Raw genomic sequence first — 15,437 nt, 5'->3', positions numbered from 1 at the left:
CAGGGGCTGCACGCTCTTCACTGCGGCGGAGTTTGAAAGTCCAGCCGCCCATCTTGATGCACATGGGGAAGGGCCGCCCCGGCTTTCGTTGGGAGTGAGGATACGGGTTTTGCCTCCAGGCTGCGTCCGGCTCCGGCCTTGGGCTCGTTCGTGCAGTCTTGCACATAGATGACGGCGCTCAGCGGTGACTTTGACGCCAGTTTTTCCTCAGGAGCACCGAAGGTGCATTTTTCAAACACGCAGTTCCTGGTGGCGAGGGCAAAGCTTTCAGGCACCCGGCAGTGGATGAAACGGCAGTTCTGGATGCTGAGCCATTCCTTGGTCACTTCAGTCCCCGCGTCCTCTTTGAACAAAATTGGGCACAGATCCACATCCTGCAAGGTGCAGGATTCGAGCTTCATGCCCACACTGCCCACTGTCCAGTTTTGGATGAAGGCACCGGTGAGCACGCAATTGGTAAATTGCCACTTGGAGCTGAAGTAAGCCGTGAACCAGGCCCCCTCCTTCACAAACTGGCAGTCCTGAAACACGCTGTCACGCGCCTCAAAGCTGCCGCCCAGATCGGCGGTGATCCTCACGTCCTGGAAACGGGCGCCCGAAGCCTTCCAGCTGCCTTCCCGCAAATGAAAGCGCACGTTTTCGATCCTCATGCCCGGCAGGCTCGTCACGTCGCCACGCTGCTCGTCGTAGTTGGCTCGCGGATCGTTCTTCCCCGGCGCCCCGATGTCGATGCGGCGTAGCGGCCGGTAGTTGCCTGCGGGAATCGTGATCTTGCCTGTCCACTCGGCTTTGTTCAGAAACAGCTCGCGCATCGCCGGAATGCTGGCCGCCTGATCTTCGAGAGTCTGAAGGTCCTGCACCTTCGCTTTGGCAGACTGCACCGTGACGACATCGTTCAAAGGGAAGATCTCCAGCGGGCTGTTTACTTTGGAGTAGTCGCCAAAGTGGAGGTAGCGTCGCCTCCCATCGACGCTGATGCTCTGCATGTGCGGCAGGATGAGCCACTGGATGCTGACAAACGTGTCCTCCGGGATGCGGCCCATGCCAGGTGCATGGTGGCCGCCGGCCGGATCGGCATCGATGCGCAGCTCATCCTGATTTTTTTCCCAGTTGAAGATCACCTGCCGGGCGGTGTAGGCCAGCCGCAGGTCGTCTTTGCGAGTTTTCACCACCAGTGTGAACTCCACAGGGGGCGTGAATTTCTCTGCGGAGACAAATCGGTCGTTCCTTTGCAGCACCAGTTCCCGTCCATCTGGGAGAAGCTGCTTGGCCTCATTCAGCAGCGCCGCACGTTCGCGGGTTAGACTGGCGATCTTCTCTTCGGCGAGTCTTGCGTCATCCATTTTTGCACCCTGGGTCCACTCTGCCTGCGCGGCTTTCAGAACTTCCTCATATTTCAGGAAGAGAGTGGCGATGCCGCTGCTACGGGCATTCTCAATGGGACGCAGGCTGGAGCGGTAGGTGCTGCGCAGCGTTTTCAGCGGCAGTGGCAGTTCCGGCGCATCGTCCGCTGGCAGCGGGCGGTGGTTGGTGATGAGCTGCTGCTCCTCACGCAGCGCCAGCGCTCCTGGCAGGCGTGCGGCCGCCGTTTCTGCGGCCAGCGCACGTTCCAGCGCGGCAAGGTATTTGCTGTTCAGGTCATGCAGCGCGTTGCGGTACGTTGCCAGGACGTCACGCTCCAGCGCCGCATGAAAGCTGGTGTCCAGTTCGCGCAGGCGTTTGGCTCCTTCGCTTTCAACCACAGGCCGAGGAGGAGGGGCTTCTTTGGGTGTTGTCTTCGACGGGGCGGCGTCCCATTCGAGGACAAAGGCACGCCCTGCCGTTTCGCCCCCCAGTCCCCATTCCGCTTTGTCATCGGCTGTCGCAGTCAGCTTGAGAACGAGCTTTTTCTCCGGCTCAGCCGCAGCGGACGCAGCATCTTCCCAGCGGGTGAATTCGAAAGGCTCGCCGGTGATCCACTTCCATGCCCCTCCATCTCGCACGCCGCCAATGGTGGCCATCGATTGTGAGACCTGCTTCAAATAAGGCGGCAGCACGCGGTTCATCCAGTCCTGCTCCCCCTGGCTGTTGATCGTGGCCAGGTGCGCGCCCAGGCTTTGCGCGTGCTTGCTCGCGTTGGGCTGGTTCATCCGTTCCTCCACCATCTGGTAGTAGTGTCCGTTGTGGCTCAGCACCGGAAATTTGGACAATGGGCTGCCCTTGGGGGCATGGGGATCTGCCGGTGGGATGACCGGTGTGAGGGGCGTGGAAGCTGGCGACCGTGGAGCCGATGGCGGCTCGGTGGGTGCGGTTTCCACAGACTTCTCAGTCATGGTCGCCGCCTGGGCCGCTACCGGTGCCGGTTTTGAAGTTTCACCACCCCGCATGAGGAGCACCGCAGCCGCACCGATGACGATCACACCGGCCGCGATCATGCCCCACGGGATTCCGGGCGGCGGCGGAGGTGGCGGTGGCTGGCGTGGCAGCATGCCGCCCGCTGGTGCCTTTCGCGCCGGCTGTTCTTTCGGGACGGGCACAGTGAGGATCTGATCCAGATCACGCCGGATCTCACGGGAGGACTGGTAGCGCCTTTCAACGTCCTGCTCCATCGCCTTGCGCACAATGGCGTCGAAGCGTGCGTCACAGCCTGTCCGTTCACTGGGCGTTTGAAAATTGCCTCGCGGGATTTTGCCCGTGAGCATGTTGTACAGCATCACACCGACGGCATAAAGATCGGCACGGCCATCGACCTGCATGCCGATGGTGAGCACTTCAGGAGCCACATAGTCGGGCGTTCCCATCGTGGTTCCTTCCTGGGTCACGCTGCCGGACTGCCCAGGGTCCAGCATGCTGGCCAGGCCAAAGTCCGCCACTTTGACCGCACCGTCCATGTTGATGAGGATGTTCGCGGGCTTGATGTCGCGATGCACCACGCCGCGCTCATGGGCGTAGGCCAGCGCATCGCAGACATGCGCCGTGATGGCCAGCGCGTGCTCCGGCGGCAGTTTTTTCTGCGCATGGATCATTTTAAAAACGTCCGTGCCATCGATGAACTCCATCACAAAGTACAGCAGCCCGTCCTCGGTTTCGCCAAAGTCATACACCGCTACGATCGCGGGGTGGTTCATCCGCGCCATCGTTCGGGCTTCGTTCTTGAAGCGCTGCACATACTCCGCCGCATCCTCTGCCACCTGGGGCGGCAGCACCTTGATGGCCACCGGGCGGTCGAGTGAAATCTGCCGCGCCTTGTAAACGGCCCCCATGCCCCCGCAGGCGATCATTTCCCACAGGTCATACTGCGGCAGCATGGCCTGCAGATGCTCCGGGGCCGGCGGCGTCCACCCAAGGGCTCCGTCCTGACGGGAATGATCATTCATGGCCTGTGGACACGGTCATGGTGCGGATCGTAGCCTTACGCTCACAAATGGGAACAGGAAAATCAAACCAGCCCGCGGCGTGCCAGAGATTCCTCCATCGCACGGTCGATCAGCATCACCGCCAGAGATTGGGTCGCGTCATCCAGCCGTTGGGTCGCGGCTTTGAGCGCCCGGGCATCATGCTCTGCGGCTTCAAGCAGTGCGCGAACCGTTGCCGCTTGGTGGACCACCTCGGACTTCTCCTCTGTGCTCAGCGCATCCCCGAGTTGCCCGAGCGCGGCATCCACGGCAGGCAGCAGCTCCTCCGCCTTCAGCTTTGCCTCCGTCCACACTCGCTCGTTCATGTCCTCAAAGGCAAAGTCCACGCTCTCGGCGATCATCTGCTCCACACGCTCGTCCGCCACATCCACCGCCGTGCCTCGGATCTCCAGCATCGTGTCCTGGTTCGTGGCAGTGTCCCGCGCCAGCACATGCAGAATGCCGTCGGCGTCGATGCTGAACTGCACCCCCACACGCGCACTTCCTTTGGGGCCTGCGGGGAAGGGGACTTCGATCCGCCCCAGCTCCCAGTTGTCCTTTGCCAGCTCACGTTCACCCTGGAGGATGCGGATCAGCATGCTGTCCTGGTTGGCCACCGCATTCGTAAACATCTCACCGGCCTTCGCTGGTATCGTCGTGTTGCGTGGAATGATGATGTTCATCAGGCCGCCGAAGGTCTCGATGCCTAGCGACAGCGGCGTCACATCCAGCAGCAGCACCTGCCGCAGGCTGCCGCTGAGGATGCCCGCCTGGATCGTTGCCCCCAGCGCGATCGCTTCGTCAGGATTTTGCGTGGTGTTGGGCTCGCGGCCAAAAATCTCGCGCACATAGTCGCGCACCAGCGGCATTCGCGTGCTGCCACCCACTAGGATCACCTCATCCAGCTCCCCGGGTTTGACTCCCGCGTCACTCAGCGCACGCAGGCAGTGAATGCGCGTGCGTTCGATCCATGGACGGGCGATTTTTTCGAGGTCGGCTCGCGTGATCTCCAGCCCGTCAAAGCTGGCGCTCTCGTCCGCTGAGAGCCGCTTTTTCACGGCCTCTGCGGCTTCGAGCACGCGGATGTCTTGCGCAGCAAGGCCGAGGCGTTGTGCGATGTGTTCGGCCAGCAGCCGGTCAATGTCATCACCACCGAGCTGCGTGTCCCCGGCGGTGGAAAGCACCTGAAAGGTCCCCTCGCGCATCTCCAGCACCGAGATGTCAAAGGTGCCGCCACCGAGATCATACACCGCTATTTTTTGATGCTCCGCCAGCTTGTCCAGTCCATAGGCCAGCGCTGCGGCTGTGGGCTCGCTGAGGATGCGCACCACCTCCAGCCCGGCGAGCTCTCCCGCCCGTTTGGTGGCATTGCGCTGCGCGTCGTTGAAATACGCAGGGACAGTGACCACCGCCCGCGTCACCGGCTGCTCCAGCGCCCGTTCCGCCACGGCTTTGAGGTGCTTCAGGATCTCTGCCGAAACCTCGACCGGAGATGTTTTCAGCTCACTGAGCGTGTAAGGCGGCGTCCATCCCGCCTCGCCCGGCCGCCGTCCGATCAGGCGCTTCACCGAGGTGATCGTCCTTGCTGGGTTCAGGGCCCGCTGCCTCAGCGCCGTGGCACCGACCATGATGCTGCCATCCTGCGCCACGCTCACGGCGCTTGGCGTGCTGCGGCAGCCTTGCTCATCGGCCAGCAGGATGGGAAAGCCGCTGTCCACCACGCCGACGAGCGAGTTCGTGGTGCCGAGGTCGATGCCGAGGATGGGGGAGTTTGTATTCAACGTTTCGAGAGGTTCACACGGGTTGGCTTGCTAAACACTGCCCTCTGGTCAAAATCAAATCATGGAATCACTCACTCAAAGCTTGGCCCGGAAAACTCACCTCAGCAGCGCCCAGATCGCGGAAGCGACGGCCCTGCTCGTGGACCCCGAAGTCACCGCGGCGGCCAAAGCCGGTTTCCTACGCGCTCTGGCAAAAAAGGGTGAGACCCCGGCGGAGATCGCCCTGTTTGTGCAGGAGTTCCTCAAACTCGCGGTCGATCCCGGCATCGACCGCGCCAGGCTCCCCGGTCCGATGCTGGATGTCGTCGGCACCGGAGGCGACCAGTTGCACCTCTTCAATGTGTCCACCACCGCCATGTTCATTCTGGCCGCCGGCGGCGTCTGTGTGACCAAGCACGGCAACCGCGGCATCACCTCCAAGGCAGGTGGTGCCGACGTGCTCGAGGCCCTCGGCATCAAGATCGATCTCCCCAGGGAGAAAGTTGTCGCGGGTCTGGAAAGCACCGGCCTAGGCTTCTTCTTCGCGCCGCTCTACCACCCCACCTTCAAGGCCGTGGCCGAGGCCCGCAAGCTGCTCGCCGCAGAGGGGCAGCGCTCCATTTTCAATGTGCTCGGCCCGCTGCTCAATCCCGGCCGCCCCGACTACCAGCTCATCGGCGTGTTTGACCCCAGTCTCACGCGTGCCTTTGGCGAGATCCTCGTCCAGCTCGGGCGCAAAGGGGCCTGGGTCGTGCACGGCACCGCCGCAGGCGGCCAGGGCATGGACGAGCTCTCCACCCTCGGCGTCAATGATGTCTGCCAGCTGGCGGGAGGTACGCTTAGCGAAATCAAGATCGACCCCAGGGATCTCGGATTTGGCAAGGCTGCTCTGGCAGATCTCGTCGGTGGAGATGCCACGGAAAACGCGGGCATTCTCGAGGGCGTGCTCTCCGGAACCATCAAGGGGCCCAAGCGAGACATCGCAGTGTTGAACGCTGCGGCAGGTTTTGTCATCACAGGCAAAGCCCCCGATCTGGTCACAGGCCGGGATCAGGCCGAGGAGCTGCTCAGTCGAGGCGCGGCCCACGCCCGTCTGCGGGCCATGCAGGCCCTGATCTAGGAGCCATTTCCTGCAAGACAGGCAGGGGAAAGATGTTAAGCTGTCCTAATCATCTCTCTCCCCATCGTTTATGCCTCACCCGAGTGAAGTGCTCCAATACGCCCAGAAGGTGCCTCACAGCATGTGGGCCACCATCGCGATCGTGGGCTTCATCGCTTTCGCCGCCGGGCTGGCCTTTGCCAGAGGGGTGGTGCAGCAGATCATGAATGTGCTGACCCTCGCGGCATGTGCCTGGGCGGCTTGGTATGTCTTCATGCACCGGGTGCAGATTTTTGGCGCGGCCGGCATGCACATGACCACCAACCGCCTGATCGTCATGTCCGGGCTCGCTGCGGTGCTGATGTTTGGTGTGTGCAAGGTGGGGAAGTACTTTCTGGCGGCCTTTGGCCTCATGCGGATGCTGGGCGGGCTCACAGGCTGGAAAGGCCTGATCGTCAGCATCATCCCCTCAGGCGGTCTTCTCTGGCTCGGCAGCATGGTGCTGCGCGTCGTGGGCAGCCTGTATGGCATGGAAAACGCGGCGGACATTGTCAAAAAAGGCGGTGCCATCGAGAGCCAGGCAAAGTCCGTTTTTTACACCCTGAGCCAGAAGATCGACAACAGCATCATCGGCGGTCTCGCCAAAAAGCTGGACCCCTACGACATCAAGCCCACGGCCAACCTCGCCCGCTTGCTCATTCTCTGGCCCGAAGGCGCCATGTGGCAGCGCCTGGCGGAGCAAAGCCCAAGAATCGCCAACGCGTTGAACAATGATCAAATCGTCAAGCTTGGCTATGACCTTGAGGTCCGGGAGGCCATCAAGAACAGAGATTTTGCCGGACTCATGCAGATGCCCAAGATCGAAAAAGTGGCCAATCACCCCGATCTCCAGCCCATCCTCAGCGACATGTCTCTGGAAGCCGCCATGGACTCCGTGGTCTACCGCCAGCCCCCGCCCCCGCAGCCAGTGAGATTGAATTGATCAAAGCGCCATACTATGCTTTAAAAATGATCATGAGAAAACCGTCAGGAATTGTCTTTGTCCTCGCCCTTCTTTTGATCGCTGGCAGCGCAACTGCACAAACAACATCCATTCAGGAAGCGGCCGAGTTGCAGGCCAAATTTGAAGAGAAAGTGCGGCTTGAAGTTTTGCGCCCTCACGAACTTGCCGTGAAAGACCTGAATGCAAAGTTTGCCGCCGCATTGGAACGTGCTCAGGAGGCTGCGCAGTCGGCAGGAAATCTGGACGAGGCCTTTGCCGTCAAAGGGGAGAAAGAGGCCGCTCTGGCAGGAGGTTACACTCCGGCCTTGGATGACGCAAAGACTCCCGCCAGCCTTAAAACCATGCGTTCCACCTACCGTACTGCCCTGGCAAGGCTGGAGCTGGACCGTGACAAAAAGCTCCGCCCGCTGAAGGATGCCTATGCCAGATCGCTCGAAACTTTGATGGTGACCATGACGAAAGGCGGCCGCCTGGAGGAGGCGATGGCCTTGAAAAAAATGCGCGAAGATCTGCTCGCAAATGCAGCTTTGCCAAATGCCGCAGTGCCGGCCGGTGCAGGCGCGGCGATGGACCTGAGCGGCCAGTCCCTCACCAACAGCCTCGGAATGAAATTTGTGCCGGTGAAAGGCACCAAGGTGCTTTTTTGCATCCACGAGACACGCTGCAAAGACTATGCCGCCTACGCCTCTGATGCTCAAGACGTGGATGGCACATGGAAAGACCGGAAAAACGATGCGGGTTTGGTTCTGGACCGTCCGGAAGACCATCCTGTGTCGAGAATAAGCTGGGAAGATGCACAAAAATTCTGTTCCTGGCTGAGCAAAAAGGAGGGGAAAACCTATCGGCTGCCCACAGATCAGGAGTGGAGCTACGCGGTCGGTATCGGTCGTGACGAGAGATGGAACAAAGACACCACGCCTGCCACGGTCGTCCGGAATGAGACGGACTTTCCCTGGGGCAAAGACTGGCCGCCCCCCAAGGGTGCCGGAAATTACTCTGATCTGAGCCGCAAAAACAAGGCCCCCGCGAACAAATCCCAGTACTTCGAGGATTACGACGACGGCTTTCCCACCACCTCACCGGTGATGAGCTTCCCCCCCAACAAACTCGGAATCTATGATCTGGGCGGCAACGTCTGGGAATGGTGCGACGACTGGTTCGACAGCTCGAAAACCGACCGTGTTTTGAGAGGCAGTTCATGGACTCATTGGGAAAAGGAGAATTTGCGTTCTTCATTTCGCGATCATCACAAACCGGACGAGCGTCTTGGCCTCGGATTCCGGATCGTCTTGGTCCCGGCCTCGTAAATTGGAACCGTGAAGCCTTGCTTCTTGAAATGATCGCCGGGTTGATCCGCATGCCAAAGAATGAACCGGGGCGTATGCTGCGTTCACCGCTGAACCAGACAGGCCATTCACCCAGGCGCACACCTCTGCCCATCCTTCATGAATAAATCCTCTGCTTTCGCGATCATCATCATGGTGGGCATGTGTGCCTCTGCTTCCACGTCGGCCCAGGACGCAGACGTGGGAGATCCGGCGGCGCTGCAGAGTGCCTTTGAAGAGAAGGTGAACCTTGAGGTTCTCCGTCCTCATCGCTTGGCTGTGTCTGATCTGAACGCCAAGTTTGCAGCCGCACTCGACAGGCTGCAGCAGGCCGCCCAAAAATCAGGAAATCTGGAGCAGGCTCTGGCCATCAAAGCAGAGAGGGATGATCTTCTGGCCGGCAAATATGATCCGGACTCGGACGAAGCCCAAACAGCCGAAGTTTTAAAGCCGTTGCGTTCCACCTACCGGACTGCCCTGGGCCGCCTGGAGCTTGAAAGGGACAAAAAGCTGCGCCCGCTCAACGACGCTTTTGCCAGACAGCTCGAAACACAGCTGCTCGCTTTGACGAAGGCAGGCAGGCTGGAGCAGGCCGCGGCGGCTAAAAACATCCTGAAGGATCTGGCCGCCGCTTCTTCCCCCAAGGAAGGTGGTGCGGGGCAGGATTTCTCTGCAGTCAGGGCGTTCACCAACAGTCTCGGCATGAAGTTTGTGCCGGTGAAAGGCATCAAGGGGATGTTTTGCATCCACGAGACACGGCGGCAGGACTACAATGCCTATGCCAGTGACACATCGGCCACGGACAGCGGGTGGAAAAATGTCCGAAAAGAAGCGGTTCCCGTGGGCGCGGAGGAAAATCATCCGGTGGTCAGTGTCAGCTGGGAGGACGCGCAGAAGTTTTGTGCCTGGCTCAGTCGCAAAGAGGGCAGGACCTACCGGATGCCGACAGACGAGGAGTGGAGCATTGCGGTCGGGCTGGGCCGTTCCGAAAAACGTCCGAAAGGAACGACGCCGGAGATGCTGAACCAGAGAACGGGCAATGATTTCCCCTGGGGTGAGGGCTTTCCGCCCAAGACCAGCGACAAGGCCGGAAACTATGCAGACGTGGCGTGGCACGAGAAATTTCCATCCAATCCGTTCATCGAAGACTACCAGGACGGCTTCCCCACGACCGCGCCCGTCATGAGCTTTAAGCCGAACTCAGCAGGGCTTTTTGACATGGGCGGGAATGTCTGGGAGTGGTGCCAGGACTGGCTGAACGACGCGCAAAAAACGCACGTTTTGCGAGGTGGTTCCTGGCATTACTTTGATCGCGGGCACCTGCTCTCCGCCAGTCGGTACGCTCCGCCTCCTGGCATGAATTATGACTGCGGTTTTCGCTGTGTTCTGGAGTCCGGTTCATAGCACGCAGGGGTGAAAACGAGCGGCAGCTTCGCGCTTGCATCTGCCGGATATTTCGGCTTTGGCTTGCTGCATTCCGTCATGCCCAAATACATTGTCACCATCGGCCTCGAAGTTCATGCGCAGCTCACCACGCGCAGCAAGATGTTCTGTGCCTGCCCGGTGGAATATGGCGCGGAGCCCAACACCCACACCTGCCCCACCTGCCTCGGGCTGCCAGGTGCGCTCCCTGTGCTGAACCAGGACGCCATCGAAAAGACCATCCTCACCGGCCTCATGCTCGGTTGCACGACTCCGCCCGTCGTGAACTGGGACCGCAAAAACTACTTCTACCCGGACATGCCGAAGAACTACCAGATCACGCAGATGCCCTTCCCGCTCTGCCTCGGTGGTGGCGTCCCGCTGTATGACCTGGCTTATCCCAAGGACGCTCAGAAAAGCATCGCCAATCCTGGCAAGGTCGTGAAACTCACCCGCATTCACCTAGAGGAAGACGTCGGCAAGTCCACCCACTATGACAAGTTCAGCGCCCTCGACTTCAACCGCGCCGGCACCCCGCTGATGGAAATCGTCAGCGAGCCCGACATCGACAGCGCCGAGGAGGCCTTCGCCTACATCACCAGCCTGCGCCAGATCCTCATCTATGGCGGCGTCAGCGACGCCGACATGGAAAAGGGCAACCTCCGCTGCGACGTGAACATCTCCGTCCGCCCCGAAGGCCAGAAGGAGCTCGGCGTGAAGATCGAGCTCAAGAACATCAACTCCATGTCCGCCGTCCGTCGCGCCATCAAGGCCGAGACCGAGCGCCAGATTGATGTCCTTGAAGGCCGCAATCCCGAAAAGCTCGTCCAAAGCACCCGCCGCTGGGACGACGACCGTGGAGAGACCACCCTCATGCGCAGCAAGGAGGACGCGCACGACTACCGCTACTTCCCAGATCCCGACCTCCTGCCCGTGCGCACCGCCGCATTGGTGGAAAAGGTCCGCTCCCAGCTTCCCGAACTGCCGCATGAAAAGCGCGCCCGCTTTGAGAAAGACTACGGCTGCAGCGCCTACGACGCCGGAGTGCTCTCCAGCGAAAAAGAGCTCGCTTCCTGGTATGAGGCCGCCGTCGCCGCAGACACCAGGGTGCCCGCCAAGAAAATCGCCAACTGGGTCATCAACGACCTTCTGGGCGTCCTCAATGAGCGCTCCCTCACCATCACCGAATGCCCGGTAAGCCCGCAGGCGCTCAGCGCCCTCGTCGCCACCGTGGAGGCCGGCAGCATCTCCAACAACCAGGCCAAGGAAGTCTTTGCCGAGATGTTCGAGTCTGGCAAATCCGCCGCCGAAATCATCAAGGCCAAAGGCTTTGAGCAGGTCAGCGACACCGGTGCGCTCGAAGCCATCGTCGAACAAATTCTCGCAGCCAACCCCGACAAAGTCGCCGAAGTCAAAGGCGGCAACGAAAAGGCCATGAACTGGTTCACTGGCCAGGCCATGAAGGCCAGCCAGGGCAAGGCCAATCCCAAAATGGTCACCGAGATCGTGCGCCGGAAGGTGCTCGGTTGAGCTCCCCAATGTAAAACCCCTTGCATCCCACCCGCTGGCTGCTACCCTCTCCGCCCCTTTTCAGAACACTCAGCCCCTTTTAGAATCATGTCCCAGCATAGCAGCCTCAAGTCCTCCGGCTCCGTCGGCACCAAGCGCAGTGTCCTGAAGCGCGGCGAGCGCATCAAGCTCCTCCAGTCCCGTGGTCAGTGGAAGGAAGGCCGTCTGCCTCTCAATCTGCCCAAGACCAAGCCGGAATAAGGCTTCCCCGTGCGTCTTAACCGATATCTGAGCCAGTGCGGCGTGGCCTCCCGCCGCGGTGCGGAGGAGATCATCCTCGGCGGTCGTGTGTCCATCAACGGGCACATCGTCACTGAGCTCGCCACACAGGTCCAGCCCGAGGATAAAGTCGTCGTTGACGGCTCTCCAGTTCGCACTGAGACGCCCGTCGTTCTCGTCTTGAACAAGCCCAAGGGCTACATCTGTTCCCGTGGTGACAAGCATGAGCGCATGACGATCTACGATCTCCTGCCGCTCAAGTATCAGAATCTGCACCACGTTGGCCGTCTCGACAAAGACAGCGAAGGTCTCATTCTCCTCACCAATCGCGGAGATCTCTCCCACCGCCTCATCCACCCCAGCCAGGGTGCCGAAAAGGAATACGAAGTCGTCGTCGATCAGCCGCTGAACGCGGACGTCATGGCCAAGCTCGTCAAAGGCATGATGACCGAGGAAGGTTTCGCCCGTGCCGAGCGCACCTGGATGGACACCGACTACCGGGCGCATATCGTTCTCAAGATGGGCCTCAAGCGGCAGATCCGCATGATGCTCTACTACCTCGGTTACGAGGTCACACGCCTCACCCGCATCCGCATCGGCTGGCTCAAGCTCCACGGTCTTGCCAAAGGTGCCTACAAGGAGCTCACCCCCACGGAAATCGAGCGTTTCTTCAAGGAAGAGCCTGCAAAGCCCCGGCTGGAGCGCAAGTCCGCCGCCGAAGAAGATGGCGTCGAAGACCACCGTCCGGCGCGCAAGCGCAGCCCTGAGTCCCGTGAGCCGCGCAGTTTCAAGTCCGGTCCAGGCAAAAAAAGCGGTCCTTCCCGTCGCTTTTCCGAAGACAAGCCCTCCGGTTTCCGTCCCAAGTCCAAGTTCAGCCCACGCTCACGCTCAGGCGAAACGGAGCCGGGCGAAAGACCACGGGGGCGTTCAGGTCCGCCAGCTCGCCGTCCAGCTCCACGGGGGCCTCGGCGTGGTCCGTCGTCACGGTAAATTCCCGCGTCTGGATGTAGTCCAGGTATTCGCACTCCCGGTAGCCGTCCAGCAGCATGCCGCGCAGCAGCTGGATGAACTCCATCCCGCCTAGCCCGCGGAAAATCAGCAGATCCAGCATGCCATCTGTGTTGGAGGCATCCTTGAAGAGCGGGAAGGGGCCGCCATAATGCCTCCCATTCCCCACCAGCACCACCGTACCCAGCAGCGGTGCCTTGCCCTCGATGTGCACGCTCAGCGTCGGCGGCGTCCGCATCAGCACATTCACCGCGCTCATCACATAGCTCAGTGGGCCATACTTCTTTTTCGCCTCCCAGGAGGTCTCCTGCACGATCTGCGCGTCCAGTCCCACCCCAGCCAGCTGGGCAAAGTACATGTCGTTGGCCATCCACAGGTCCACCTCGCGCCGCTGGCCGCTGGTGATCTCCCGCCAGCAGCCCTCGATGTCACGCCCCGGCAGCTTCAGCTCCACGGAAAAGACATTCATCGTCCCCAGCGGCAGCACGCCCAGCGCCGTGTGCTTTTCGCCGGGCTTGCGCCGCGCATTGGCCCGGCAGATGCCCTGCAGCACCTCGTTCATCGTGCCGTCTCCTCCGGCGGCCACCACCAGTTCATGATTTTCCGCCAGTTCCTCGGCCATCGCCGTGGCATCTGCGGGTCCCTTGGTCAGGTGCAGTTCCGGCTCCGGGGACAGCTTGCGCAGCGCGTGTTCGAGAGAGGCCGCCTTCGTGCTGCGGGCGGCAGGGTTCAAAATGACCGGAATGGGCATGAGGGCGGCATTCATCGCACGTTGCGCGGACTTCGCAAAGCTTCATGGCCGGTCGCTTGTGAAACTTTTCACAAATTGCGGTTGCCCCTCTGCATGCGGCTCCGATAATCCGCTTCAGACCCTTTCCCCTTCGCTCATGCCTGCCCCCGCCGAAGCTCCCGCCCCTGCTGCCGCTCCTCCCCCGGTCGATCTTGTCAATGTCCAGATCGACGGCGTCTGGCACAAGTTCCCCAAAGGCACGCGCATGATCGAGGCCTGTAAGCAGGTGAAGAAGGAAGTCCCTCACTACTGCTACCACCCCAAGCTCTCTTCTCCCGGCAACTGCCGCATGTGCCTCGTGGAGATGGGCATGCCCCCGCGTCCCGCTCCTGGCACCGAGCCTGAGAAAGACGAGCACGGCATGCCCAAGATCGGCTGGATGCCCCGCCCCGTCATCGCCTGCGCCAACACCGTCGCTGAAGGCATGGGCATCCGCACAGACTCCGTTCTCACTCAAGAATGCCGCAAGGGCGTGATGGAGTTCCTCCTCATCAATCACCCCCTCGACTGCCCCATCTGCGACCAGGCCGGCGAGTGCCGCTTGCAGGAGTTCAGCGTCGAGCACGGCAAAGGCGAAAGCCGCTTCCGCGAAGACAAGGTCAAGAAGCCCAAGAACGTCGATATCGGCCCGCGCGTGCGTCTTGACGACGAGCGTTGCATCATGTGCAGCCGCTGCATCCGCTTCACTGCAGAGATCGCAGACGAGCCCGTCCTCGGCTTCACCGAACGCGGCAGCTTCACCACCCTCGCTGTGCATCCCGGCAAGCGCCTGGAGCACAACTATTCCCTCAACACTGTGGACATCTGTCCGGTGGGTGCCCTCACTTCCAACGACTTCCGCTTCCAGCAGCGCGTCTGGTTCCTCACGGAAACGGGCAGCATCTGCACCGGCTGCGGCCGCGGTTGCAACATGGACATCTCCGCCCGTGGCGACACCATCTACCGCCAGACCCCGCGCGACAACAACGACGTCAACTCCACCTGGATGTGTGACAGCGGCCGTCTCGACTTCCACTTCGTGAACAGCGAGTTCCGCCTGACCGATCCCATGATCAAATCCGGCGGCAAACACCAGATCGCCACCTGGAAGGCCGCGCTTTCCAGCATCGCCACCGCTCTTGCCGGCAAGAAGGGCGATGAGATCGCCATCATCGCCAGCGCCCGCATGACGAATGAAGAACTCTTCTTCGTGAAACATCTCGCCGCACTGCTCGGCACCACGAATGTCGATGTTATCCCCCGTTCCGGCGGTGCCGACAACTACCTCCGCGCCGACGACCTCAATCCGAACACCAACGGCGCCAAACTGATCCTTGGCATCGAGCCCGGTGCCAAGCTGGCAGAGATCACGGAAAAGATGAGCCGCGGCGGCCTGCGTGCCGTGCTCGCCTTGGGGGAAAACCTCCTCAAAGTCGGCTTCTCTCAGCGCGACCTCGAAAAGGTCCCCTTCATCGCCTCCCTGCACATCCTGGCCAACGCCAGTGCCGAACTCAGCGACGTCGTGCTCCCCGGCTCCGCCTATGCGGAAAAGCGCGGCAGCATGATCAACGTCACCGGCCGCCTCCAGCGCCTGAACAAGGCCGTCAAATCCCCCGGCAACGCCCACGACACCTGGGAAATCCTGCGCGATCTCATCGTCGCCTGCGGCGGCTCGAACGGCATCCACACTGTGGAAGACGTCTTCAAGCGCCTCAGTGCCGAAGTTCCCGCCCTCAATGGCCTGACCTTCTCCAAGATTGGTGACCTCGGCGTGCCAGTGCTGGAAACCGGTGAGAAGATCCCCCTCCTTGAGCGCGAGAAAGAGCGCAAGGCCAAGGGCATCATCGTCGGGTAGCAGCCTGAGCTGACCAAGCTCCCGAAGCATTCGT

11 protein-coding genes are annotated in these 15,437 nt (G+C 61.0%); 8 read left to right on the top strand and 3 right to left on the bottom strand.

Going from position 1 to position 15,437, the window contains the following annotated elements; translation table 11 throughout:
* Window positions 1-17: 17 nt before the first annotated feature.
* Window positions 18-3,356: a protein kinase domain-containing protein gene (locus tag ACFQDI_RS09315; protein WP_377165758.1), complete on the bottom strand. Its 3,339-nt coding sequence runs from the start codon at window positions 3,354-3,356 to the stop codon at window positions 18-20.
* Window positions 3,357-3,418: 62 nt separating this feature from the next.
* Window positions 3,419-5,155 (bottom strand): Hsp70 family protein, encoded by a 1,737-nt coding sequence (locus ACFQDI_RS09310; RefSeq protein ID WP_377165756.1) that lies wholly within the window; start codon window positions 5,153-5,155, stop codon window positions 3,419-3,421.
* An 82-nt stretch (window positions 5,156-5,237) separates the two neighbouring features.
* Here ACFQDI_RS09310 and trpD point away from each other — a divergent pair, with 82 nt between their 5' ends.
* From trpD to ACFQDI_RS09275, 7 genes are all read left to right on the top strand, one after another.
* Window positions 5,238-6,254, top strand: coding sequence for an anthranilate phosphoribosyltransferase (trpD, locus tag ACFQDI_RS09305; protein ID WP_377165754.1), 1,017 nt, complete (start codon window positions 5,238-5,240; stop codon window positions 6,252-6,254).
* A 70-nt stretch (window positions 6,255-6,324) separates the two neighbouring features.
* Window positions 6,325-7,215 (top strand): hypothetical protein, encoded by an 891-nt coding sequence (locus tag ACFQDI_RS09300; protein ID WP_377165752.1) that lies wholly within the window; start codon window positions 6,325-6,327, stop codon window positions 7,213-7,215.
* 32 nt (window positions 7,216-7,247) lie between these two features.
* Window positions 7,248-8,543: a formylglycine-generating enzyme family protein gene (locus tag ACFQDI_RS09295; RefSeq protein ID WP_377165750.1), complete on the top strand. Its 1,296-nt coding sequence runs from the start codon at window positions 7,248-7,250 to the stop codon at window positions 8,541-8,543.
* A gap of 138 nt (window positions 8,544-8,681) precedes the next feature.
* Window positions 8,682-9,965, top strand: a complete 1,284-nt coding sequence (locus tag ACFQDI_RS09290; RefSeq protein WP_377165748.1) for a formylglycine-generating enzyme family protein — start codon at window positions 8,682-8,684, stop codon at window positions 9,963-9,965.
* Window positions 9,966-10,043: 78 nt separating this feature from the next.
* Window positions 10,044-11,513 (top strand): Asp-tRNA(Asn)/Glu-tRNA(Gln) amidotransferase subunit GatB, encoded by a 1,470-nt coding sequence (gene gatB, locus ACFQDI_RS09285; RefSeq protein WP_377165746.1) that lies wholly within the window; start codon window positions 10,044-10,046, stop codon window positions 11,511-11,513.
* Window positions 11,514-11,600: 87 nt separating this feature from the next.
* Complete coding sequence (locus tag ACFQDI_RS09280; RefSeq protein ID WP_377165744.1) at window positions 11,601-11,753, top strand: small basic protein; 153 nt, start codon at window positions 11,601-11,603, stop codon at window positions 11,751-11,753.
* Window positions 11,754-11,762: 9 nt separating this feature from the next.
* Window positions 11,763-12,761, top strand: coding sequence for a pseudouridine synthase (locus ACFQDI_RS09275; protein ID WP_377165742.1), 999 nt, complete (start codon window positions 11,763-11,765; stop codon window positions 12,759-12,761).
* Here ACFQDI_RS09275 and ACFQDI_RS09270 read toward each other — a convergent pair.
* Window positions 12,643-13,530 (bottom strand): diacylglycerol/lipid kinase family protein, encoded by an 888-nt coding sequence (locus ACFQDI_RS09270; RefSeq protein WP_377165740.1) that lies wholly within the window; start codon window positions 13,528-13,530, stop codon window positions 12,643-12,645. The genes ACFQDI_RS09275 and ACFQDI_RS09270 overlap by 119 nt on opposite strands.
* 136 nt (window positions 13,531-13,666) lie before the next feature.
* Between ACFQDI_RS09270 and ACFQDI_RS09265 the strand changes: the two genes are divergently transcribed.
* Window positions 13,667-15,403 (top strand): NADH-quinone oxidoreductase subunit G, encoded by a 1,737-nt coding sequence (locus ACFQDI_RS09265; RefSeq protein ID WP_377165738.1) that lies wholly within the window; start codon window positions 13,667-13,669, stop codon window positions 15,401-15,403.
* Window positions 15,404-15,437: the final 34 nt, after the last annotated feature.

The sequence above is a fragment of the Prosthecobacter fluviatilis genome, from assembly GCF_042655725.1.
Lineage (GTDB): Bacteria > Verrucomicrobiota > Verrucomicrobiia > Verrucomicrobiales > Verrucomicrobiaceae > Prosthecobacter > Prosthecobacter fluviatilis.
This window is presented reverse-complemented; position numbering and strand designations above follow the sequence as displayed.

Excerpts from the sequence above, each read along its gene's own strand:
- ACFQDI_RS09290 (WP_377165748.1), top strand. The coding sequence starts at position 8,682 with ATGAATAAATCCTCTGCTTTCGCGATCATCATCATGGTGGGCATGTGT.
- ACFQDI_RS09280 (WP_377165744.1), top strand. The coding sequence starts at position 11,601 with ATGTCCCAGCATAGCAGCCTCAAGTCCTCCGGCTCCGTCGGCACCAAG.
- ACFQDI_RS09265 (WP_377165738.1), top strand. The coding sequence starts at position 13,667 with ATGCCTGCCCCCGCCGAAGCTCCCGCCCCTGCTGCCGCTCCTCCCCCG.
- ACFQDI_RS09300 (WP_377165752.1), top strand. The coding sequence starts at position 6,325 with ATGCCTCACCCGAGTGAAGTGCTCCAATACGCCCAGAAGGTGCCTCAC.
- ACFQDI_RS09295 (WP_377165750.1), top strand. The coding sequence starts at position 7,248 with ATGAGAAAACCGTCAGGAATTGTCTTTGTCCTCGCCCTTCTTTTGATC.
- gatB (WP_377165746.1), top strand. The coding sequence starts at position 10,044 with ATGCCCAAATACATTGTCACCATCGGCCTCGAAGTTCATGCGCAGCTC.
- ACFQDI_RS09270 (WP_377165740.1), bottom strand. The coding sequence starts at position 13,530 with ATGCCCATTCCGGTCATTTTGAACCCTGCCGCCCGCAGCACGAAGGCG.
- ACFQDI_RS09315 (WP_377165758.1), bottom strand. The coding sequence starts at position 3,356 with ATGAATGATCATTCCCGTCAGGACGGAGCCCTTGGGTGGACGCCGCCG.